Origin of the sequence: Flavobacterium sp. W22_SRS_FK3, from assembly GCF_052113665.1 — a bacterium.
Lineage (GTDB): Bacteria > Bacteroidota > Bacteroidia > Flavobacteriales > Flavobacteriaceae > Flavobacterium.
Genome location: NZ_JBGQOF010000006.1, coordinates 237,029 through 260,351, shown reverse-complemented (window position 1 = coordinate 260,351; position 23,323 = coordinate 237,029). Strand labels below are relative to the sequence as shown.

Genomic DNA, 23,323 nt, shown 5'->3' with positions numbered 1-23,323 from the left:
GCCGTAATTATAGATCTGTGTTACATGATTTAGTTGAAAGTTTACAGAATTAACGAAATCGCATTATTTTTCTAAAATTCCTTTTTTCAAAATTTGTCCAAAATCATACATATCTTCAAAAGAACAATATAAAGGAACTGGTGCCAGACGAATTACGTTAGGTTCACGCCAATCTGTAATAACACCGTTTATCATTAAATACTCAAACAGGCTTCTTCCTTCTCCATGTAAAAAAACGGATAATTGAGAAGCTCTTTCCTCAGGATTTGAAGGCGTGATAATTTCGAAACTACTATCAACTTCTTTATCAATTTCATGCAGGATATATTCTAAGTAAGAGGTTATTTTATCTCTTTTAGCAATTAAAGCATCCATTCCAACTTCAGCAAACATTTCTACCGAAGCTAAGTAAGGCGCTAACGAAAGTACCGGTAAATTACTTATCTGCCAGCCTCCTGCTCCATTTACAGGATCAAAAGTGGGTTCCATTTTAAATCTTCTTTCTTTGTTATGTCCCCACCAGCCTGCAAATCTTGGCAAATCGGCATTATGGTGTTTTTCATGTACAAAACAACCGGAAGCATTTCCAGGTCCTGAATTCATGTATTTGTAACTGCACCAGGCGGCAAAGTCAACATTCCAGTCATGAAGTTCTAATTTAATATTTCCTGCTGCATGTGCTAAATCCCAACCTACTTTTGCACCTTCTTTTTGTCCGGCGGCAGTGATCGTTTTAATATCGAATACCTGTCCGGTATAATAATTTACACCGCCAATTAAAACCAAAGCCAGTTCATCACCTACTTCTTCAATTTTTGCCAAAACATCTTCAAGGCGGATATTGTGTTCTCCATCACGACGTTTGATTTCTAGTATCGCATCTTCCGGTTTATATCCGTGAAAATGTACCTGGCTTTGAAACATATATTGATCGGAAGGAAACGCTTTTTCTTCGCAGATAATTTTATAACGCTTGCCTTTCGGCTGATAAAATGACACCATCAACAAATGAAGATTAACGGTCAATGTATTCATAACCGTAACTTCTGAAGGCAAAGCACCCACAATTTTACTCAAAGGTTCCGGAAATCTTTCCTGATAATCCCACCATGGTTTTTCAGCATAAAAATGACCTTCAACTGCAAGATCTGCCCAGTCATTCATTATTTCCTCAATATAGGATTTGGTTCTTTTGGGCTGTAATCCTAAAGAGTTTCCTGTAAAATAAATAACACGTTTGTCATTTACTTTCGGAAAAATAAACTGATCCTGATAATGATTTAAAACGTCTTGTGAGTCGAGTTGTTTAGCGAATTCGAGTGTATTTTGAAAAGTCATTGTTTTTATTTTGTGAGGTAAAAATAACAAAAAATGCTATAAAAGTTGTTTTTTGTTTCGGGTTTCATGTTTCAGATCCTGTGTGCTAAAAAAATAATCTGCTTATTAAAAAGTTTTTTTTTGAGATTGAGATTAAAACTGAAGCTAACTTGCGTTAGGGATAGCAATGGAAAGCTTTTGCAATGAAAACCGTAGTAATACTGCAACGAGGAAGCGACTAGCGGAAGCTCCCGCAGTGCTTGTATTACTTGGTTTTTATTGCAAAACTTGAAATGAATAGCCCGTAATACGCCCAAATTTTGCACAAAAAAACCCATCATTGCTGACAGGTTTCTAATATCTATATGTTTTCAGATTAGATGATTAACATGGCATCTCCGTAAGAATAAAATTTGTATCCTTCTTTGATGGCTTCATCATATGCTTTTTTCATTAAATCATGTCCACAAAAAGCTGAAATCATCATTAATAATGTTGATTTTGGTGTATGGAAATTGGTAATCATGCAATTTGCAATACTAAAATCATGAGGTGGAAAAATGAATTTATTTGTCCAGCCTTCGTACGGATTTAAAGTACTTTGAGATGATACAGAACTTTCGATAGCACGCATTGAAGTTGTTCCAACCGCACAAATACGTTTTTTCTTCGCTTTTGCTTCATTCACTATATCGCAGGCATCTTGTTCTATGATCAATTCTTCAGAATCCATTTTGTGTTTCGATAAATCTTCAACCTCAACCGGATTAAAAGTTCCAAGACCCACGTGAAGTGTTACTTCTGCAAAATTTACTCCTTTGATTTCCAGTTTTTTCAAAAGGTGTTTTGAAAAGTGTAAACCTGCAGTTGGCGCCGCTACTGCTCCTTCTTCTTTTGCGTATATAGTCTGGTATCTTTCTGCATCTTCCGCAGTTACTTCTCTGTTGATGTATTTTGGAATTGGAGTTTCTCCTAATTCTGTCAATTTGTTTCTGAATTCTTCATAAGAGCCATCGTATAAAAAACGTAAAGTTCTACCACGAGAAGTTGTATTGTCGATTACCTCAGCAACTAATGAATCGTCATCGCCAAAATAAAGTTTGTTTCCGATACGGATTTTACGAGCCGGATCAACCAAAACATCCCAAAGACGCTGTTCTGAATTTAATTCTCTCAGCAAGAAAACTTCGATTCTTGCTCCTGTTTTTTCTTTGTTACCGTACAAACGTGCAGGGAAAACTTTTGTATTGTTAAGTATTAAAACGTCTCCGTCATCAAAATAATTGATAACATCTTTAAACATTTTGTGTTCTATAGTTTGCTTTTTACGGTCAATTACCATCAAACGAGACTCATCTCTGTTTTCTGCCGGGAATTCTGCTAAAAGTTCTTTTGGTAAATTGAAACTGAAGTGTGATAATTTCATATTTGAATTGTTGATTTTAAAATGTAGCTTTTAGATTTTGTATCTAAAATTGTAAATCGTGTGCAAATATACGATTGTGAGACAGGCGTTGTCAAGTGTTTTGCTGTTTATTTTCAAAAGTCGTTGATTTAGTGGTGTTTCGACAACATCGAAAAACGTTTTTTTCTACCATATAAGTGATATCAGTTCATTTAATTTGAATTCCTGAAAATTGGTGCTTATTTTTTATTTGGCTAAAGCCAAAAAATGATCATAAAAAAAACCTCCGGTTGAAACTGGAGGCTATTCAAATTATATTCTTTTATTTATATGAACTGATATCACTTATATGGTTTAAAAACTTTGCAGTTCTGAAATTTCGAAATTTAATTCTTTTAAGTCATTCCAGAAATCCGGGTATGATTTTGAAACGACTTCGGCATTTTCGATAATGATTGGCACTTTTAAAGCTAAAGGAGCAAATGCCATTGCCATACGGTGATCGTTATACGTTGCAATTTTCACATTGTGATTAATCGTGTCAGAAAGTCCTAAAGTCAGACTATCATTTGTTACCGAAATATTGGCTCCTAATTTTGTAAGCTCAATTCGAAGTGCCTCAAGTCTGTCTGTTTCTTTAATTTTTAAAGTATGAAGACCCGTTAAATGACAGCCAATTCCTAAACCTAAACAAGTTACCACAATAGTTTGTGCAATATCTGGTGTGTTATTCAGGTCAAAATTTACGGTTTCAAATTTAAAATCAGACTGTTTTACCAAAGTCATTTTATTGCCTTCGAAAGTAGTTTTGACACCCATTTTTTCATAAATAGAAACCAAAGCAGAATCTCCCTGCAAACTGTTTTCTTTATAACTGCTCAAAGTTATCGATGCTGCATCGGCCAAAGCCACCAAACTAAAGAAATAAGAAGCCGAGCTCCAGTCAGATTCTACGACCATTTCTTTTGAAACAACAGTTTCTTTTGGATACACTTTAATTACATTTCCTTGAAAACTAGTTTGAATATCCAGATCATTCAGCAAAGCCAAAGTCATTTTGATGTATGGAATAGAAGTAATTTCACCTTCTAACGTAAGCTCTAAGCCGTTTTCTAATTTTGAAGCTACTAATAAAAGAGCCGAAATATACTGACTGCTGACATTTGCAGCCAGACTAACTTTTGAAGCGGTAACTTTTTTTCCTTTGATTCGAATTGGCGGATAGCCTTCTTGTTTTTCATATGAAATTTCAACGCCCAATTGCGCCAAAGCTTCCACTAAAATTTTTATAGGACGCTCCTGCATTCTGCCTGAACCTGTCATTACAACTTCACGCCCCTCATTTACTGCAAAATAAGCCGTTAAGAAACGCATTGCAGTTCCGGCGTGGTGAATATCTACAATCTCGTCATTTCCAATCAATGCTTTTTGCATTACCTCACTATCATCAGAGTTAGAAGTATTGGAGAGTGTAATATTTGGAAACAATGCTTTTAGCAGTAACAAACGATTGGTTTCACTTTTTGATCCTGTAACCTCTATTTTACCTTGTAAATTATGTTGAGTTGTCTGAAGAATTAAATTCATTTTTTTAATTGTAAGTTGTAAATTATGAATTATGAATGATAAGAACGTAATTCAGATGCGCAATTTACCACTCCCCGTTCATAATTCAAAATTCAAGGCTCATAATTGAAAACTTATGAGAGATATTTCACAATTATTTCAATTTATCGTTGTTTTTGTGACGATCTTTATCCCTAACCGATTTTAAATCCATTTTTTTATCAAAAGCTGCCTGCAAATCGATCCCCGTTTGATTGGCCAGACATAAAACCACAAAAACAACATCTGCCAGTTCTTCGCCCAAATCTTTGTTTTTATCGCTCTCTTTTTCAGATTGTTCTCCGTATCTACGGGCAATAATTCGGGCAACTTCGCCTACTTCTTCTGTAAGCTGTGCCATATTGGTTAATTCGTTAAAATAGCGGACACCATGTTCTTTTATCCAGGTGTCAACGTCTAATTGTGCATTTTTCAAATCCATTGTTATGTATGTATATATTTTTACAAAAATAACCTTAATCTTTAAAAATGTCTTATATCCTCTTCAAAACAATTTTCTCAGTTTCTTTCGCAATCATTGCTTTATAATATTCTTTTAACATTTCATATTTGTCAGTCGAAACAATAGCTTCGTTAATTTGGTGCGAAATAGACAATTGAAGTAAACTTCCGTTTGCCACGATATTAAATTTGAAAACTCCTAAATCATCTTCCATCTTTACAATGGCGGGTTCAGGCAATGTTTCAATTGTAAAACCCTCCGGAATATTAATAGTAACATTATATTTATCTAAAAACGGGTAACTAAAATCGACAGGATATTCTCTCGTTTCCTGCTTAAAATAATTTTCAGTATTAGCAAAAAACAACATCGGGTTCAGGTATATCTTGCCTCCAATTGTTTCTGATAAATTATCACCTTTAAAAGAGAAAGTTTCTATCGTAGGTAATAAAATTTCTTTTTCATTACTTCTGCTATATTCAGACACTACAATTTTATTGTTTTCATTTTCCAATTTTTCTAGGTAAGCGTGTTCTTTAATACCATAAATACTATTTCTAAAAATCATTGCATTATAGTCTGTATATTGCCTTCTCACTTTACCTGCTACTTTTCCATCGGCATCAACAACATAGTTTACAAATACAGTATTGTTTGACACTTTTCTAGGCATCAAATCTACTTCTTCTGATGTTCCGTCTTTTCTTATCAATCTTCCTTGCCAGTTTAGTGCTCTTAGTGGTAAAATATTTGGGATTGAAAATTTATCAGTTGCATCCAATAAAATATTGCCATTAAGAGTTTCAACTGCTGCAATAACATAATTAAAAGCAGTTCTGTTTGGAAATAACGGAATTCCGTTTGAACGTGTACTCACTAAAACAGGATTTGCAGGTAAACCTGCATAACGTAGCATTGCTGTTAGCATTAAATTAATTTCTGCAATATTCCCAGTCTTTTCCTGATAGGCTTTTTTCACACCTTTATCACAGCTGTAACCATAATATTCATCCCACTTTACATGTGATTTTACATAATTCAAGATTACCAAAATTTTCTCTTCATTCGTATTTACCCCAACTAATACAGCTTTTAAATCATTTTCAAAGTAACCTGTTCTGTTTAGTTCAGCACCAAAATCATCATATTCATAAATTGTTTTTGCAACTGCATTCCAATCTGTAGAATATAATTTTGAGGGTGAATTGGGATATTTTGTCATAGATAACTCTTGAGCCAGGGTAGCAGTATAATTATCAATGTTATTAACGAAATGTTCCTCTTTTATCGCTGGTAAATTTTCAGCTAAAAAAGTGGTTGTTGTTTCTAAAAACTCTAATTTTTCATGTGAAGTAGATGAACTTATAACTCCACCGGTTCCTTCTCTATAACTATAAGGTATTTGTCTTGTCATTTTTTCTTCACTTACTTTTGGAGTGATGTATCCTTTTAAATTTGTATTGTAAACAAAGTATTCTGGAACATTCATTTTATATTCTGAATAATTTACAGGAATTTTATTCTGAAAACTCCAATCTCTCGGACTTCCTATATTAGCAGTCTTTAAAATATATCGAAATTCTACAATACAACCCTCTTTAACATTTGGCATTGTAAACACTTTTTGTGACCAATATTTATTGATTTCTTTATCAAATTCTCCATCGCTTTTTAGCTTCGTTCTCTCTATTTTTCCGTTTACTAAATTATATGTGTTAGCATCTGTTAAATAGACTCTTTCCTTTGAACTACCATTTGTATAATATTTAATTTCTTTTGTAGCCCAATCATAACCTTCTTTTTTATATATTTTAATTCTTGTGATTATTTCCAGGTCCATAGTAAAACCATGATCCTGATTATATTCAAATGTATTTTGTCCCTTTTCAAAAATTATCGCAGCAACAGCCGATGAATCTTTTGGATGTACTTTTTGTTCTAATTCGGCAATAGATACTTTTCCTAATTTAAATTCCTGCGCTGTTATTTTTGATGTAATGAACAGAAGGAGAGTTAATCCAAGGGGCTTAATAATTCTCATTGGTTATGATTTGGTTTTGATTAATTATTTTACAGGTTTTTGGTTAGAATAATTTTGGCATTATCATTTTTAGCAACTTGTTCCATAAAAATTCGGTATTCATCGTATTCTTTGTTTGAATATTTTCCTTTATTTAAAAACATCGAACGTTTATAGGTTAGTTTATTATTTTCATTTTTAATTATCTCAGTTTTATAATCTCCAAACTTTCCTTTCAATTCAAAATTTGAAGGCAAAAATTCGATGGTAAATCCGGCAGGAAGCTTAATCTCAATTTCATCTGTATCATTATATCCTCTCTGAATTTGAAAAGGCGTTTTCCGATTCCTGATTCGCTTTACATTTCCTGAACTCTGGTTAAAAGCATCTACCACAAAAATCATTTTATTAGCAGATATTACACCATAACTCGTGGCACTTACCTGAACATCTTCGGTAAAACGAATATCTTGCTTGTCATTGGCAAACGTTATTTTTCCTAATTTTAAGTTATTGATATTGTTCCAATATTTTTTATAATGTGCTTCTTTCTCTGTTGGCTGTAAAGTTTCAACTCTTGCTTTCAAACTATATTGAGAACCTTCTGAGATTATTGTAATTGCTCCTGAAAAATGGCCGTTTTCATCAATTGAATATCTTCCTTTATCAGTTTGAATATTACCTTTATCTTCATAAACATTAGTTTTAACAATTTCTCCTCCCCCCGGTTTAATTACTAAAACATCTCTGTCATCGGTAAAAGTTCCCTGATAACCAAAAGGATCATCCTGACTGGTGCATTCTAACCATGTGTAACGATTTCCGTTTGGAATAGACAAAATCATGTGATTACCCTGCATTGAAACAAAATCAGATTCGATATTTGTTTTGTAGCTGTCTCCATATAAAATGGTATTGTAAGAAGGAACATCTACAGCATGCAAAAGTGCTTTGGTGTAATTGGTTAACGCTTTACAATCTCCATATCCCAAACGGTCTACATCTGAGGCCTGCATGGGTTTCCAGCCTCCAATACCAACCTGAATACTAACATATCTGGACTTTCTCTGCACAAAATCATAAACCAGTTTTGCTTTCTTTACCGTGTCTTTTTCTTCTCCCACAACCTCTTTAATTTTTATTTTTGTTTCCTCTGGTAAATCTACTGTTCCTGATAAAATTTTATCAGAATACCACTTCCCAAAATCTGTCCAGTTTGTTGCAGTTCCATCTATACCCTCCAAATTAAAATGTTCTAAACCCATCATCAACCTTGGAAAAAGGTCTTTAAAGGACGGGCTTAAATCCTCATGTTTTTGTGCCAATATAGATGTGGCTACATAAGAAAGTTGTGTGTCTGTATCCAACACTTTTTTAATATTAAAATCTGAGAAATGAAATTCTTTCTTTTTAAAACCTAAATTACTTAAATACGTTATATTTAATACGCTTTTTTCAACGCTCATATAATAATTTCTTATAGGCATCCATTGTGGTATAAAAGCAGTATTAGAAGTTTGTACTTCACTCAGGTATTCAACTGTAAATGGATATGAAATTGGAATATAATCTAAAAAAATATAGCGATTATCTGAGAACAGAGTTCCTCCATCTACAACACTTTGATCACGAAAATCTTTTCTTTTAATTTTTTTTATTTCATTTCCGGCTGCATCAAATATTATGGCTTCTATACTTTTTACAACAGTAGTTTTATCATAATATTCATAAGCATCAATTGCATCAAGTCCATTACTATTTAAAATAGTTATCACTTTTCGCTCTTTGCAGTTCATGCTTCTTTGCGAATTTATCACAATATCAATTTGATTTAAACGCACAACCGCATTGGCGTTTTCTTTTAGACTATCGGCTATTGTAGCAGTTGGATATTGGCTCTTCTGAGCAGAAGAAACAATGGAAAATAAGAAAAAAAGTAATACTGGAACCTGGCTTTTCATTCGTAAGTAATTTCTCCAAATATATATTATTTTTAGAAATTCTTAACAAATGTTTAAATATTTTTACTCTCTATTTTTGCTGTCAATTAAAATGGTTACAGGGCCGTCATTTAAAAGGCTGACTTTCATATCGGCACCAAAAATTCCGGTGTGTATTTTTTTATTGAAGTCTTTTTCTAAAGATTTTACGAAATTCTCATACATCGGAATCGCAAATTCTGGTTTTGAGGCTTTTATATAAGAAGGTCGGTTTCCTTTTTTTGTAGAAGCATGAAGTGTGAATTGACTTACCACAATTATATCACCATTGACATCCTGAACTGAGCAGTTCATAACGTCATTTTCATCACCAAAAATGCGTATTTTGACAATTTTACCCACTAACCAATTGATGTCTTCCTGAGTATCGGCATCTTCAATTCCGACTAAAACCAATAATCCTTTTTGGATATCGGCTACTATTTTAGAATCGACAGTTACTGAGGCTTCAGAAACTCTTTGAAGAACAACTTTCATATTTTAGTCATAAAGTTTAAAGTCATAAAGTTTAAAGTCTAAAAATCTCACTTTAAGACTTTAAGACATTTGACTTTAGACTATTATTTACTTTTGGTTTCTGGTTTCGTCGCTGATTTTACGGTCTTCATCATAAGAATCAGTGCGGTAATTTTCCTCGTCGCCTTCCAGTATTTTAAGATAACTATTGTAGCGCGACCAGGCAATTTCATCTTTTTCCAAGGCTGCTTTTATGGCACAATGTGGTTCTTCTTTGTGTAAGCAATTGTTAAACTTGCATTGATCCTTTAGTCTGAAGAATTCAGGGAAATAGCCGCTAATTTCTTCTTTTTCCATATCAACGATTCCGAATCCTTTAATTCCCGGCGTATCAATGATTTTTGCATTAAACGACAAATCATACATTTCGGCAAAAGTTGTCGTATGCTGACCTTGTTTACTGGCTTCAGAAATAGTTTTTGTTTTAAGATGTAGAGAAGGTTCCATCGCATTTACCAAAGTTGATTTTCCAACTCCGGAATGTCCTGAAAACATGCTTACCTTACCAATCATCATTTCTTTTAATTCGTCAATACCTTTCATTTCTGTTGAAGAAACCCTAAGGCATTTGTAGCCAATTTGCTGATAAACATATTGCATGTACAATTGGTCATCCAGAGTAGCTGCGTCAAATGTATCAATCTTATTAAAAACTAAAATAGTTTCAATGTTGTAAGCTTCTGCAGTGACCAAAAAACGATCTATAAAATTAAAAGTCGTCGGTGGATTATTAATCGTAATCAATAAAAAAACACGATCAATATTCGATGCAATAATATGCATCTGGTGCGAAAGGTTAACCGATTTACGAACGATATAATTCTTTCTTTCGTGAATATTAAAAATCGTCCCGGTTATAGCATCCGAAGTTTCTTCGAGTTCATAATCGACAATATCGCCTACAGCAATAGGATTGGTACTTTTGATTCCTTTCATCCTAAACTTCCCTTTCATACGGCATTCTATAAAATCGCCTTGTTCAGATTTCACGGTGTACCAGCTTCCTGTAGATTTATAAACGAGTCCTGTCATTCAAATATGAGATTTTAGATTTTTAGATTTTTAGATTACTCTGAAAACTAAAAAATATTAAAGGACAAAATTACTGTTTTACAATTGAAACCCATTGATTTCGGTATTTAAAATCATAAAAAAATCTCCAAAACTTCTTTCAAAGCGATGGAGATTTAAAAAAAACAATTTATTTTTAAAATTATAATATAAGAAAACAAAATAACAAGCTTTAGAAAAAACTAAAAATTAACTTATATCACTTATATGGTTTAGAAAAAATTATGCATTCAATACTTTTTCCTGGTGACCAATACTTTCCTGGTGAATCGCTTTGAACAATTTCAAAACAAACTCCTCAGTAAGACCTTTTTTCTCACCTTCCAAAATCATTTTCCCTAAGATTTCATTCCAACGATTGTTTTGAAGAATCGCTACATTAGCATCTTTTTTCACCTGACCAATTTCGTCAGCTACTTTCATACGTTTTCCTAACAACTCTAATAAGTTAGCATCCAAAACGTCGATGTTCGCTCTTAATTTTGTCATTTTATTGCTGTACTCATCTGTAGTATCATCCGTTTTTCTGATAGTCAAATCTTTAATGATCTGTTTCAAAGAATCTGGAGTAACTTGCTGCGCAGCGTCAGACCAAGCGTTGTCCGGATCGTAGTGTGTTTCGATAATCATACCGTCGTAGTTCAAATCTAAAGCCTCTTGCGTTACTTCAAAAATCATTTTACGATCTCCAGTAATATGAGATGGATCGATGATTAATGGTAAATCAGGGAATTTATTCTGCAATTCGATAGCAATCTGCCACTCTGGAATATTTCTGTATTTAGTTTTTTCGTACGTGGAAAAACCTCTGTGGATAACGCCTAATTTCTCAATTCCAGCCATGTGTAAACGCTCAACACCGCCTAACCATAAAGCTAAATCAGGGTTTACTGGGTTTTTAACCAAAACGATTTTATCAGTTCCTTTTAAAGTATCCGCAATTTCCTGAACCGCAAAAGGGTTTGCAGTTGTACGGGCACCAACCCATAAAACGTCAATATCATGTTCTAAAGCCAGTTTACAATGCGCTGCAGTCGCCACTTCAGTTCCCATTAGTAAACCAGTTTCTGCTTTTGCTTTTTGTAACCATTTCAAACCAATTTCTCCAACACCTTCAAATCCTCCCGGACGCGTTCTTGGTTTCCATATTCCGGCTCTGAATACACTTACTTTAGAATCTTTCAATTCGTGAGCGATTTTCAAAACCTGATCTTCCGTTTCTGCACTACAAGGTCCAGCTATCACAAGTGGGTGATTTAAATTGAAATCTTCTAACCACTTTCTCATTTCTTTCTTATTTTCCATCTTATTCTAATTTACTTTTTAGTTGTTGTTAATCCGTTTAATATTTCTTTAATTTTATTTGTGCTTTCCATTTCGTCAAAAATGGCATTGTAATCTTCTTCTTTTAGCAAATCCCTAAACCGACTGAGATTTGAAATATAAGCTTCTAATGTTTCCAAAACATGTTCCTTATTTTGCTTAAAAATTGGTGTCCACATTGCGGGAGAACTTTTTGCCAAACGAACGGTACTTTCAAATCCACTTCCCGCCATGTCAAAAATATCCTGTTCGTCTTTTTCCTTGTTCATTACCGTTTTTCCGAGCATAAACGAACTAATATGCGACAAATGCGAAACGTAAGCAATGTGTTTATCATGTGAAGTCGGATCCATATATCGAATCCTCATTCCAATTTCGCTAAAAAGCTTTAACGCCTTTTCCTGCAATTTAAAAGTGGTTTTTTCCACCTCACAAATGATGTTCGTTTTCCCCTGAAACAACCCTTTTATCGCCGCCGAAGGCCCTGAGAACTCCGTTCCTGCTATTGGGTGCGTTGCGATAAAATTTCTTCTTTTCGGGTGACTTGCTACTACTTCACAAATTGGCTTTTTAGTCGAACCTACTTCAAAAACAATCGTTTGATCTCCAACTGCATCAAGTACTTTAGGCAAAACCACCAGCGCCACATCAACCGGAACGGAAACAATTACAAAATCGGCTTCAGCCAAATCTTCAAAACTTCCTGCCTGGTCGATAACACCCAAATCAATTGCTTCCTGCAAATGTTCTTCGTTATTATCTATTCCAAAAATAGTAGCATCAGGATGTTGGCCTTTGATGTCCAGAACCATCGAACCTCCTATTAACCCTATTCCTATTACGTATACTTTCATAATTCTTTTTATTTGAAGCTAATTCCTGCTATCGCTGTATCTTTTGTGGTGAACCCCACCACAAAAGGATGCCGCTTCTATCAGGGCTAGGGCTTCTCGTTTTTTCAAGACGCTTCGTCATTGCGAGGAACGAAGCAATCACACTATGTCAAAAATCTTGATTCTTGATTCTAAAATCTTAATACTTAGAATCTATCTATCGCTTCCTGCACTTTTTCTTCCTTAACACACAACGAAAATCTAATATATCCTTCACCATTACTTCCAAAAATAGTTCCCGGTGTAATAAAAATATGTTTCTCGTATAATATTTCGTCAATGAACTTCTCTGCTGATTCGATTCCTTCCGGCAATTTTGCCCACACAAAAAGTCCAACTCCTTCTTTATACACTTCGCAGCCTAATTTCTCTGCCAGTTTTTCTGTCAATTCTCTGCGGCGTCTGTAAATTTTATTCTGATCTTCAAACCAGGATTTATCACAATTCAAAGCGGCAATTGCCCCTTTCTGAATTCCGTAGAACATACCGCTGTCCATATTGCTTTTTACTTTCAGTACCGCATCAATAATTTCAGGATTTCCCAAAACCATTCCGACTCTCCAGCCGGCCATATTGAACGTTTTGCTTAATGAATTCAATTCCAAAGCCACTTCTTTTGCACCTTCAACCTGCAATAAGCTCATTGGATTATCATTCAAAACAAAACTATACGGATTGTCGTTGATCAATAATATGTTGTGTTTTTTAGCAAAAGTAACCAGTTTTTCAAATAACGCTAAACTTCCTCTCGCCCCTGTCGGCATGTGCGGATAACCCAGCCACATAATTTTCACTTTCGAAAGATCCCGTTTTTCCAGAGCTTCAAAATCCGGTTCCCAGCTGTTTGCTTCTTTCAAATCATAATAAACCGGAACCGCCCCAACCAAATTAGTTACCGAAGTATAAGTCGGATAACCTGGATTCGGAATCAAAACGTGATCGCCCTCATTTAAAAATGCTAACGAAATGTGCATAATTCCTTCTTTTGAACCCATTAATGGTAAAATCTCATTATTCGGATTCACTTCAACACCAAACTGATCTTTATAAAAATCGGCCATCGCTTGTCTCATTTCTGGCAATCCCTGATAGCTTTGATAACCATGTCCGTTTTCGTCTTGAATTGCTGCAGCGACTGCTTCAATTACTGCTTTTGACGGACTCAAATCAGGGCTTCCAATTCCCATATTGATGATCGATTTTCCTTCAGACATTAGTTGTCTAACTTCTCTTAGTTTTGATGAGAAGTAGTATTCTTCAACTGTGTCTAATCGTTTTGCTGTTGTAATCATTTCTATTTTTTATTAAAAAATGCTTTAGGCTTTAGGCCGTAAGCTTTATGCTTTTGACTTTATGACTTTTCAACTTTAAGACTCACTTAAAGGTTTTGTATTTTTATATTCTCCCAACACTTTAAAATACTCAGCCATTATATTTAATAACGCTTTTGCTTTTGCAAAATCCTCGTATTTCTCAAATGTCACATCTACGAAGAATGAATATTTCCAAGGTGTTTCAATTTTTGGAAGCGACTGGATTTTTGTCAAATTCAGTTTACAGTCGCTCATTACATTTAAAACCGCTGCTAAACTTCCTCTTTTATGATCCAATTCAAATTTTACAGAGGCTCTGTTGATTTCGCTTTCTGGCAAAAATGAATTTTGCTTTTTGATGATCACGAAACGAGTCATATTATTTTTGATCGTTTGAATTGATGATGCAATTATATCCAAATCGTACATTTCAGAAGCTGTTACACTTGCAATAGCCGCAATTCCAGTTAGCTGTTTTTCCTGAATTCTTCTTGCCGTTTCAGCTGTATCTTTATCCTCAACCAATTTGATATTTGGATACTGTTTCAGGAAGTCCATACATTGCAAAAGCGCCATCGGGTGCGAATGAACTTCTCTTATATCTTCAATTTTCTGACCTTTTAAGGCCATTAAATTCTGTTGAATATTTAAATAATATTCCCCAATAATATGCAGATTGTTCTTGTCAATCAAAGCATAATTTGGGATAATCGGCCCTGCAATCGAATTCTCAATCGCCATTACAGCCTGATCAGATTTTCCGGCAATAAGGCTGTCGATCAGTTCTTCAAAAGACAAACACTCATCAATATCCACATTTTCAGAGAAATACTCCTTCACAACCTGATGATGAAAAGATCCTTTAATACCTTGTATTGCAATTTTCGTTGTCATATAGTCAAAAAAAAATCCTGATTTGCATCAGGATTGTATATTAGTTTTATTTGTCTTTTACTTTTCTCAAATAACCATAGCACAATCCTAACTTCTACTAAAGAAGAAATAAAAGTTGTTGCTAAAATAAAAACGGTTAGTTGCCATTTTGTTTGTGTTATTTTTTAAATTCTGTGCGAATGTATAAATTATTTTAACTGTACCAAAAAAAATATTGCATTTTATGAAACAAAAAAGGATTTCTTAACAAATTGAACTGGTTTTGTATGATATTTTAATAAATCAGGCTTGAAATGAGATACAGACAATTAGTTTATAAAGACAATAAGGTTTTCAATTGAATCGAATAATTCCTCAATATTTTCATTCCGAGGAACGAGGAGTCTTCGTTGCTGGCATCGACAAAGATTAGCGCTTCTGATTGTAGAGTTTCTTGCAGAGTTTCCTCGTTCCTCGGAATGACAAAAAAAGACAACAACTAAACACTTAGCTATTTTACTAAAACAATCCTGCAACTGGATTATTCTTAATTCCGATTTTTGAATAATCGAAGCCCATTTTTTTCTGCAATAAGGAAGCATAAACTGATCTGAAATCAATTTGGTGCTTTAAATCACCATTCTCTAAGTCAGCTAAGTTTGGATTATTCCCTAAAATTGTTCCTTTATTACTTCCTCCAATCACAAACATGGGCGCTGCAGTTCCGTGATCGGTTCCGCTTCCGTTGTCTTTTACACGTCTTCCAAATTCTGAAAAAACAACAACAGTAACATTTTGAAGCAACTGTGACTGTTTCAGATCATTGTAAAAACTAAATAGTGCATCATTTAATTCTGTTAATTTTCTTTCATGGATAGAAAGCTGATTATCATGTGTATCAAATCCGCTAAGGGATGTATAATATACTTTCGAATTTAAGTTTCCTTTTACCAATCTTGCAATCCATTCGAGGTTTTTAGACAATCCTGTTTTAGGATAACTAATTTCTGTTTTGGATTGTTTCAGTGCATTCTGAATATCATCTGAGCCTTCTACAACCGAATTGGCAATTTTACGGACAAAATCCAATTGTGGATTATCGGATAGCTTTTCGTTTTCCTTATTTGATTTTACCTTAAAACGATCCGGATCTTTTACCGTGATCGAATTGGGCTCCATACCTTTTAATGCGAGATTATCTATCGAATCCAGATTGATTCCGGCAGTTGGCTGATGATCGTGACATTGCAGATCCAAATATCTGCCTAACCAGCCTTCGTTAATATATTTATTGGAATCTGCAGCGGTTTGCCAAATTTCCTGACTGCGGAAATGAGAACGAACCGGTTCGGGATAACCCACATTCTGAATTACCGTTAAATCTCCGTTTTGCTGCATTTGGGCAAAATCTTTTAATGCAGGGTGAAAAGCCATCCCTTTATTTTTACCTACCACTGCCTCTTTATTCAGGGCAATTTTTGTTCTGAAATCATAATACAAAGGATCTTCATACGGAATAAAAGTATTCAGTCCATCGTTTCCTCCATTAAGTTGTATAAAAACCAGACATTGTTCACCAATAACCAGATTATCATGCGCCCCAAAAGCATGTAAAAAACTAGGAAGTACGAGCATTCCTCCAGTAAACGTACCTGTTAATGTTAGAAAATTTCTTCTGTTCATAATGATAGCTTTTTAAATTAACTGATACTCCGGCAGCTTGGTGATATAATTAAACAAACGAACAACTGCGTAGTTAGCATTAGGATTTTTGGGATCAAAATCATATTTCAGTAAATTTTCCATGTCTTTTTGTGTCGAATCATTTACTTTAAATAATAACCTGTTGGACAATTCCGTAATAATCGTTTTGTTATTTCCGTCAGAATCATATTGTATTTTGATTTCCCTTTTCTCTAATTCTCTTTTCGGCTTCGGATTGTCTTCACTCATCCTATTTTTGATTGTTTTTTTTGAAAGGCTTCGTCCGCTGCAAAGCAAATCAGCTGTATTGTTTCGCTGCAGATATACTTGTGAAGTGAGCCATGAATTTCCGCCATCCCAGCCTTTTACATTGACCTGATTGTACAAATCCATTCCTTGCTGCTTTAGAAAGGCAACAATCATTGCTTCATCATAATCTTTTATTTGCAATTCATCAATTAGCTGTAAAATATAAACCAACGGATCTTTTATTTTATTTCCTGAAATATCCTTGGCATATTCTTCAGTAAAAATTTTGGTGAGCAACGGTTCGATTTCAAAATTTACTTTTCTGAAATAATCACCATAATATTTAACCAATTCTTCTGATGGATTATCGTAAAGTAACCATTTCAGGATTTTTCGTGTAATTAAATGCGGAATGCTTTTTTGTTCGAAAATAATATCAACCAGATCATCGGCTTTCCAGTTTCCTGTTCTTCCGAAATAGGTTTTGTTGCTGTTATCCTCTAAATTTTTTCTGTAAACCGCACCTTCATCTCCATAACTTAATCCTGCCAGAGCTTTTGCACCGTTTTTGATATCTTCTTCGGTATAATTCCCGATTCCGATCGTGAATAGTTCCAGCAATTCACGGCTTAGATTTTCATTGAATTTGCCTTTTTTATTATCGACATTGTCCAGGTATTTGATCATGGCGTTCGATTTCACTATCTGTTTGGTCAGCTCCTTGAAATTTCCAAAAGCATTTTCCCGTAAAATCATGTTATGCTGATAAATCCAGTAATTGATTTTTACTTTTTGCGAAGTGGAAACAAAATGATTGTGCCAGAAACAAACCATTTTTTCGCGTAACGGAAATTCATCAGATTGCATTTTGGCAACCCACCATTTTTTTAATTCGGTAGTGGTTTGGTTTTCTTTTTTCTGAATTTTCTTTTTCTCTTCCGGATCGAGATTTTTTATAAGTTGGCGTGATTCTTTATATTCCGCAAGTGTTTTGGGATTATCATTTAAAAAAGCAGGAAGTTGTGTGTCAAATTTCGAATCATACGATTTCTTTAGAAATTTTTCTAATCCGAATTTTTCAATTTTATCGGCTTCTTTTCCTGAGAAGCCTAGTCGTAACGACCAAAGATTGCTTTTTTTCATAATGCGGAGATTATTTAAAATAAGACTTTGTTTTTTTGAAAAGGTTTAATTGGAGAAGGGTTCTCTGATCTTAGTGAGTAAGGTTTTAAGATTTCGAAAGTCTTTTGATTATCATAAAAACGAAAATCTCTTATGAATATTGTCATTCCGAGGAACGAGGAATCTTCGCAAGAAACTACCAATCAATAGTCCTAATATTTTTTAGTAAATAAAAAAAAATGTTTTCACAATAAGAATAATCTTTCTTTATTTGTATTTCACATAAAATTATCATTCTCTAGTATGCTGTCAGAAGGCTATCACACTTATTATATCTACATTTTAACAAACAAATCAAAAACTGTTTTCTATACCGGAGTAACTAACAATTTAAAACTTCGTTTAAATCAGCATAAAGAAAATATTACTAATGGAAATAAAAGTTTCGCTTCAAAATATAACGTTGAATTTTTGTTGTATTATGAAAAATTTACTTGGATTCAGGAAGCAATTAATCGTGAGAAAGAAATAAAAGGCTGGGGTAGAAATAAAAAAGTAGAGTTAATCACAACTATTAATCCAGATTTGGATTTTTTGAATAATTTGTTTGATTGAAAATACTATTTTCAGAGTTTATTAATACTTCCGAAGCTTAAAGTTATTAATACTAAATAATTTTCCTATCAGTTTTGTCATCCTGACGGAGAAAGGATCTTCGCAAGAAACGCTACAATGCTAATCATCAATCTTTGTCGAGTTTCTTGTGAAGATTCCTCGTTCCTCGGAATGACAAAGATTGTGAATAAAATAATTAGCATAAAAAAGCAGCTATCATGACAATAACTGCTTTCTATTAATTTCGAATAAAATCTTTTCTCTTTATTCTATAATCTTTCTTCTAAAAAAAAATTAAGACCCACACATTTCACAATCCTCAGGACCTGCAGCTTGTGCTTTTAGCAACATTGCTTTGTATTCCTCAATATTGATTTCTTCAGTTTCTGCAACTAAAGTTGGTGTTTCTTCTTTTTTATCGTTGTTCAATGTGAACTTAATCGCATCAACTGCTGATTTTGTTCTTAGGTAATACATTCCTGTTTTTAAACCAGACTGCCAAGCGTAGAAGTGCATTGACGTTAGTTTAGAATAGTTGGCATCCTGCATAAACAAATTCAATGATTGCGATTGGTCAATGAAATACCCTCTTTGGCGTGACATATCGATAATATCTTTCATCGACATTTCCCAAACGGTTTTATATAGTTCTTTCAGGTCTTGCGGAATCACATCAATGTTTTGAACTGATCCGTTATGACGCATGATCTCTTGTTTCAAAGTCTCGTTCCACAAACCTCTATCTACTAAATCATGCAATAAATGTTTGTTTACAACGATGAATTCTCCAGACAATACACGACGCGTGTAAATGTTGGATGTATACGGTTCGAAAGCTTCGTTATTTCCAAGAATTTGAGAAGTCGAAGCGGTTGGCATTGGTGCCACCAATAATGAGTTACGAACTCCATGTTCCATTACTTCTTTTCTTAAGGAAGCCCAGTCCCAACGGCCTGATAATTCTTCATCTTTCATTCCCCACATATTGTATTGGAATTCTCCTTTTGACATTGGAGAACCTTCAAATGTAGAATAGGGACCTTCTTCTTTTGCCATTTCCATAGAAGCGGTTACGGCTGCGAAGTATAAAGTTTCGAAAATTTCCTGGTTCAAAGCTTTAGCCTCATCACTGGTAAACGGCATACGCAGCATGATAAAAGCATCTGCTAAACCCTGCACACCTAATCCAACAGGACGGTGACGTAAGTTCGAATTCTCAGCTTCTTTTACCGGATAGTAATTTCTGTCGATTACTTTGTTCAGGTTACGGGTTACACGTTTTGTAACATTGTAAAGCGCTTCGTGATCAAATTTTCCGTCTTCAATGAACATCGGCAATGAAATAGAAGCCAGGTTACAAACTGCAATTTCGTCTTTAGAAGTGTACTCCATAATCTCGGTACACAAGTTAGAAGAACGAATTGTTCCTAAATTCTTGTGGTTCGATTTACGGTTAGCTGCATCTTTGTACAGCATATAAGGCGTTCCGGTTTCGATTTGTGATTCCAGGATTTTCTCCCATAATTCACGTGCACGGATTGTTTTTCTACCTTTCCCTCTAAATTCGTAATCCGTATACATGGCTTCGAATTCGTCTCCGTAAACATCATATAATCCAGGACATTCGTTAGGACACATTAAAGTCCAAGATGCATCTTCCTGTACGCGTTTCATGAACAAATCTGAAGTCCACATCGCGAAGAATAAATCTCTTGCACGCATTTCTTCTTTTCCTGTGTTTTTCTTTAAATCCAAAAATTCGAAGATATCCGCATGCCAGGTTTCGATGTAAATCGCAAAACTACCTTTACGTTTTCCTCCACCCTGGTCTACGTAACGAGCTGTATCGTTAAAAACTCTCAACATCGGAACAATTCCGTTTGACGTTCCGTTTGTACCACGGATGTAAGATCCAGTTGCACGAACGTTATGAATAGAAAGACCAATTCCTCCCGCTGATTGCGAAATTTTTGCTGTTTGTTTTAAGGTGTCGTAAATACCATCAATACTATCATCCTGCATGGCTAAAAGGAAACAAGAAGACATTTGTGGCTTTGGAGTTCCGGCATTGAACAACGTTGGTGTTGCATGCGTGAAGAACTTTTTAGACATTAAGTCGTAAGTTTCAATTACCGATTTTAAATCGTCTAAGTGAATACCAACCGAAACACGCATTAACATATGTTGTGGTCTTTCGACGATTTTTCCATTTATTTTCAACAGATAAGAACGCTCTAAAGTTTTAAAACCGAAATAATCGTAATTAAAATCTCTTGTATAAATGATGTGAGAATCTAAAAAGGCTGCATTTTCCTGAATCACTTTAAATACTTCATCTGAGATTAATGGTGCTTCCTGACCATTTCTTGGATTTACGTAGTGATACATATCTTTCATCGTTTCAGAGAACGCCTTTTTGGTATTAGAGTGTAGGTTTGAAATTGCCACACGTGCTGCTAATTGCGCATAATCAGGATGTGCAATTGTCATAGAAGCTGCCGTTTCTGCCGCAAGATTATCAAGTTCAGAGGTAGAAACTCCGTCATACAATCCTTCGATAACTCTCATCGCTACCTTAACAGGATCTACAAGCTCATTAAGCCCGTAACACAATTTTTTAATTCTTTCTGTAATCTTATCAAACATTACCGGCTCTTTGTGACCATCTCTTTTTACTACATACATAAGCTTACTATTTTAGTTATTGAAAAATGAAAGACACTGGAATAACGAATTCCAGGACTTAAACATTGCGTGTTTTTAAATTATTTTTTGAGAATTATAGCATTCTCAATGCTACCCTGTTCCAATCTGAAATCAGACCGGAAATGCATTGGAAATTATTGAATCATCAATTTAGAAAAAGAGATTCTAAAAATGTTTTTATTATAAATTTTTAATCTTAATCAGTGTTTATTTGGGGTTAACACTAAAATATTTTTGTTGTCTAAAAATCTGCATCAAATGAAATTTTCTGAGCATCACTATCTGTGTTCATCACACCTGATTTTTGATACTCTGCAACACGTTTCTCAAAGAAATTAGTTTTTCCCTGAAGAGAAATCATATCCATGAAATCAAACGGATTCGCTGAACCATACACACGATCACAACCTAATTCTACCAATAATCTATCAGCAACAAACTCTAAATATTGTGTCATCAAAGCGGCATTCATTCCAATCAAACTTACCGGAAGAGATTCTGTAACAAACTCTCTTTCGATATCTAAAGCATTAACGATTATTTCTTTAATTCTGTCTTTTGGCACTTTATTGATTAAGTGATGATTGTGTAAGTGTACTGCAAAGTCACAATGTACGCCTTCGTCACGAGAAATCAATTCGTTAGAAAAAGTTAAACCCGGCATTAAACCACGTTTCTTTAACCAATAAATAGAACAAAAAGCACCTGAGAAGAAAATCCCTTCAACTGCAGCAAAAGCGATCAGTCTTTCAGCAAACGAATCAGAATCAATCCATTTTAAAGCCCAGTCCGCTTTTTTCTTAATGGCAGGAAAAACTTCCAAAGCATTGAATAATTCTGCTTTCTCAGCTTCATCTTTCACATAAGTGTCAATTAAAAGAGAATACGTTTCGCTGTGAATGTTTTCCATCATGATTTGAAAACCATAGAAAAATTTCGCCTCAGCATATTGCACTTCATTTACAAAGTTCTCAGCAAGGTTTTCATTTACAATTCCGTCAGAAGCAGCAAAGAATGCCAAAATGTGTTTAATGAAATATCTTTCGTCGTCACTTAGTTTATTGTTCCAATCTGTCAAGTCTTGGTGCAAATCGATTTCTTCGGCAGTCCAGAAGCTAGCTTCCATTTTTTTATACCATTCCCAAATATCATGATGTTTAATTGGAAAAATAACGAAACGATTCTTATTTTCTTGTAATATTGGTTCAACTTGTGACATTCCTTTTTTGTTTAATTTTTTTATTGAATTTCCCCTGATTCAGTAGACTACAAAGATTGTCATTTGTAGCCAAAAATGAAAGCCAAACTTATTCACAATTTGATGTAGTTTTTAACAAAGGAGAAAAAGCGGGGTGTTTTTCAAGCAATTATCAAATATCTGAAAATGAGATGTTTAAAATTCAAAAAACCTCCTTAATCCCTGTAAAATATAGGATTTATAAAATAAAAAGCAAGACTTTTATAATTATTTTTAAAAGTTTTTTTTGAGTTAAAAATTTATTTTTTGAGTCAAAATATCTCCCAATAAAGCGGTAACTAAAGCACGTAAAATTTTATGCTTTTTTAAGTTCCTCAGCTACTTTTTCAAGCTCTAAATACCAGTCTTCACCAAAACGACGGATTAAGGCTTCTTTGACAAATTTATAAACCGGAACTTCTAATTCTTTACCTAAAGAACAGGCATCATCACAAATATCCCATTTATCATAATTCACTGCGGCGAACTCTGTAAAATCTTTTACACGAATTGGATATAAATGGCAGGAAACGGGTTTCTTCCAATTTACTATTCCCTGATTGTATGCTTGCTCGATTCCGCAAAGTGCCGTTTTACCGTCAAAAATTACGTAAGCACAATCCTTCTCATCAATTAATGGCGTTTCAAGATCGCCATCAGTTCCTTTTACCCAGGTTCCCTGTGCTTCGATTGCAGCAATTCCTTCTTTTCGTAAAAAAGGTTTTACTTTTGGATAAATCTCTTCCAGAATTTTAGTTTCTGCTTCGCTTAAAGGTGCACCGGCATCTCCATCAACACAGCAAGCTCCCTTACAAGCTGATAAGTTGCACACAAATTCTTTTTCAAGAATATCTTCTGAAATAATGGTTTTTCCTAATTGAAACATGATGA

At 34.3% G+C, this 23,323-nt stretch carries 18 protein-coding genes; 1 reads left to right on the top strand and 17 read right to left on the bottom strand.

What is annotated here, in order from left to right:
- Positions 1–63: 63 nt before the first annotated feature.
- The 14 genes from kynU to ACEN2I_RS08305 all read right to left on the bottom strand — a co-directional run bounded on the left by kynU (position 64) and on the right by ACEN2I_RS08305 (position 17,895).
- Positions 64–1,338 carry a kynureninase gene (kynU, locus tag ACEN2I_RS08370; protein WP_441765641.1) on the bottom strand — a complete coding sequence of 425 codons (1,275 nt, stop codon included), beginning with the start codon at positions 1,336–1,338 and terminating at the stop codon, positions 64–66.
- Positions 1,339–1,693: 355 nt separating this feature from the next.
- Entirely contained in the window at positions 1,694–2,743 is a 1,050-nt protein-coding gene (gene queA, locus ACEN2I_RS08365; protein ID WP_441765640.1) for a tRNA preQ1(34) S-adenosylmethionine ribosyltransferase-isomerase QueA, read from the bottom strand.
- Between the two features lie 333 nt (positions 2,744–3,076).
- Entirely contained in the window at positions 3,077–4,309 is a 1,233-nt protein-coding gene (aroA, locus tag ACEN2I_RS08360; protein WP_441765639.1) for a 3-phosphoshikimate 1-carboxyvinyltransferase, read from the bottom strand.
- A gap of 133 nt (positions 4,310–4,442) precedes the next feature.
- Entirely contained in the window at positions 4,443–4,769 is a 327-nt protein-coding gene (locus tag ACEN2I_RS08355) for a nucleotide pyrophosphohydrolase (protein WP_012022600.1), read from the bottom strand.
- Between the two features lie 52 nt (positions 4,770–4,821).
- Positions 4,822–6,831, bottom strand: coding sequence for a DUF3857 domain-containing protein (locus ACEN2I_RS08350; protein ID WP_441765638.1), 2,010 nt, complete (start codon positions 6,829–6,831; stop codon positions 4,822–4,824).
- A gap of 29 nt (positions 6,832–6,860) precedes the next feature.
- Positions 6,861–8,771, bottom strand: coding sequence for a DUF3857 domain-containing protein (locus ACEN2I_RS08345; RefSeq protein ID WP_441765637.1), 1,911 nt, complete (start codon positions 8,769–8,771; stop codon positions 6,861–6,863).
- A 63-nt stretch (positions 8,772–8,834) separates the two neighbouring features.
- Positions 8,835–9,287: a D-aminoacyl-tRNA deacylase gene (dtd, locus tag ACEN2I_RS08340; RefSeq protein WP_441765636.1), complete on the bottom strand. Its 453-nt coding sequence runs from the start codon at positions 9,285–9,287 to the stop codon at positions 8,835–8,837.
- An 87-nt stretch (positions 9,288–9,374) separates the two neighbouring features.
- Positions 9,375–10,358, bottom strand: coding sequence for a ribosome small subunit-dependent GTPase A (gene rsgA / locus ACEN2I_RS08335; protein WP_441765635.1), 984 nt, complete (start codon positions 10,356–10,358; stop codon positions 9,375–9,377).
- A 261-nt stretch (positions 10,359–10,619) separates the two neighbouring features.
- Positions 10,620–11,702: a chorismate mutase gene (locus tag ACEN2I_RS08330; RefSeq protein WP_441765634.1), complete on the bottom strand. Its 1,083-nt coding sequence runs from the start codon at positions 11,700–11,702 to the stop codon at positions 10,620–10,622.
- Between the two features lie 11 nt (positions 11,703–11,713).
- The gene (locus ACEN2I_RS08325) at positions 11,714–12,574 is read right to left on the bottom strand and encodes a prephenate dehydrogenase (protein ID WP_441765633.1); all 861 of its coding nucleotides are present in this window, start codon (positions 12,572–12,574) and stop codon (positions 11,714–11,716) included.
- Positions 12,575–12,759: 185 nt separating this feature from the next.
- Positions 12,760–13,905: a pyridoxal phosphate-dependent aminotransferase gene (locus tag ACEN2I_RS08320; protein WP_441765632.1), complete on the bottom strand. Its 1,146-nt coding sequence runs from the start codon at positions 13,903–13,905 to the stop codon at positions 12,760–12,762.
- A 75-nt stretch (positions 13,906–13,980) separates the two neighbouring features.
- Positions 13,981–14,820, bottom strand: coding sequence for a prephenate dehydratase (locus ACEN2I_RS08315; RefSeq protein WP_441765631.1), 840 nt, complete (start codon positions 14,818–14,820; stop codon positions 13,981–13,983).
- 498 nt (positions 14,821–15,318) lie between these two features.
- A complete protein-coding gene (locus ACEN2I_RS08310) occupies positions 15,319–16,482 on the bottom strand; it encodes a DUF1501 domain-containing protein (protein WP_441765630.1) in 1,164 nt (387 codons plus the stop codon).
- A gap of 12 nt (positions 16,483–16,494) precedes the next feature.
- Positions 16,495–17,895 (bottom strand): DUF1800 domain-containing protein, encoded by a 1,401-nt coding sequence (locus ACEN2I_RS08305; RefSeq protein WP_441765629.1) that lies wholly within the window; start codon positions 17,893–17,895, stop codon positions 16,495–16,497.
- Between the two features lie 282 nt (positions 17,896–18,177).
- On the opposite strand from ACEN2I_RS08305, the gene ACEN2I_RS08300 reads away from it, so the two are divergent.
- Positions 18,178–18,489: a GIY-YIG nuclease family protein gene (locus ACEN2I_RS08300; RefSeq protein WP_441765628.1), complete on the top strand. Its 312-nt coding sequence runs from the start codon at positions 18,178–18,180 to the stop codon at positions 18,487–18,489.
- Positions 18,490–18,783: 294 nt separating this feature from the next.
- On the opposite strand, the gene ACEN2I_RS08295 is transcribed toward ACEN2I_RS08300, so the two are convergent.
- The 3 genes from ACEN2I_RS08295 to ACEN2I_RS08285 form a co-directional block, all read right to left on the bottom strand.
- Positions 18,784–21,174 (bottom strand): ribonucleoside-diphosphate reductase subunit alpha, encoded by a 2,391-nt coding sequence (locus ACEN2I_RS08295; RefSeq protein WP_441765627.1) that lies wholly within the window; start codon positions 21,172–21,174, stop codon positions 18,784–18,786.
- Positions 21,175–21,436: 262 nt separating this feature from the next.
- Positions 21,437–22,414: a ribonucleotide-diphosphate reductase subunit beta gene (locus tag ACEN2I_RS08290; RefSeq protein WP_441765626.1), complete on the bottom strand. Its 978-nt coding sequence runs from the start codon at positions 22,412–22,414 to the stop codon at positions 21,437–21,439.
- A gap of 334 nt (positions 22,415–22,748) precedes the next feature.
- Complete coding sequence (locus tag ACEN2I_RS08285; protein WP_441765625.1) at positions 22,749–23,318, bottom strand: DUF3109 family protein; 570 nt, start codon at positions 23,316–23,318, stop codon at positions 22,749–22,751.
- Between the last annotated feature and the right edge of the window lie 5 nt (positions 23,319–23,323).

Coding starts and splice junctions, on each gene's coding strand:
- kynU (WP_441765641.1), bottom strand. CDS start 1,338: ATGACTTTTCAAAATACACTCGAATTCGCTAAACAACTCGACTCACAA.
- queA (WP_441765640.1), bottom strand. CDS start 2,743: ATGAAATTATCACACTTCAGTTTCAATTTACCAAAAGAACTTTTAGCA.
- aroA (WP_441765639.1), bottom strand. CDS start 4,309: ATGAATTTAATTCTTCAGACAACTCAACATAATTTACAAGGTAAAATA.
- ACEN2I_RS08355 (WP_012022600.1), bottom strand. CDS start 4,769: ATGGATTTGAAAAATGCACAATTAGACGTTGACACCTGGATAAAAGAA.
- ACEN2I_RS08350 (WP_441765638.1), bottom strand. CDS start 6,831: ATGAGAATTATTAAGCCCCTTGGATTAACTCTCCTTCTGTTCATTACA.
- ACEN2I_RS08345 (WP_441765637.1), bottom strand. CDS start 8,771: ATGAAAAGCCAGGTTCCAGTATTACTTTTTTTCTTATTTTCCATTGTT.
- dtd (WP_441765636.1), bottom strand. CDS start 9,287: ATGAAAGTTGTTCTTCAAAGAGTTTCTGAAGCCTCAGTAACTGTCGAT.
- rsgA (WP_441765635.1), bottom strand. CDS start 10,358: ATGACAGGACTCGTTTATAAATCTACAGGAAGCTGGTACACCGTGAAA.
- ACEN2I_RS08330 (WP_441765634.1), bottom strand. CDS start 11,702: ATGGAAAATAAGAAAGAAATGAGAAAGTGGTTAGAAGATTTCAATTTA.
- ACEN2I_RS08325 (WP_441765633.1), bottom strand. CDS start 12,574: ATGAAAGTATACGTAATAGGAATAGGGTTAATAGGAGGTTCGATGGTT.
- ACEN2I_RS08320 (WP_441765632.1), bottom strand. CDS start 13,905: ATGATTACAACAGCAAAACGATTAGACACAGTTGAAGAATACTACTTC.
- ACEN2I_RS08315 (WP_441765631.1), bottom strand. CDS start 14,820: ATGACAACGAAAATTGCAATACAAGGTATTAAAGGATCTTTTCATCAT.
- ACEN2I_RS08310 (WP_441765630.1), bottom strand. CDS start 16,482: ATGAACAGAAGAAATTTTCTAACATTAACAGGTACGTTTACTGGAGGA.
- ACEN2I_RS08305 (WP_441765629.1), bottom strand. CDS start 17,895: ATGAAAAAAAGCAATCTTTGGTCGTTACGACTAGGCTTCTCAGGAAAA.
- ACEN2I_RS08300 (WP_441765628.1), top strand. CDS start 18,178: ATGCTGTCAGAAGGCTATCACACTTATTATATCTACATTTTAACAAAC.
- ACEN2I_RS08295 (WP_441765627.1), bottom strand. CDS start 21,174: ATGTATGTAGTAAAAAGAGATGGTCACAAAGAGCCGGTAATGTTTGAT.
- ACEN2I_RS08290 (WP_441765626.1), bottom strand. CDS start 22,414: ATGTCACAAGTTGAACCAATATTACAAGAAAATAAGAATCGTTTCGTT.
- ACEN2I_RS08285 (WP_441765625.1), bottom strand. CDS start 23,318: ATGTTTCAATTAGGAAAAACCATTATTTCAGAAGATATTCTTGAAAAA.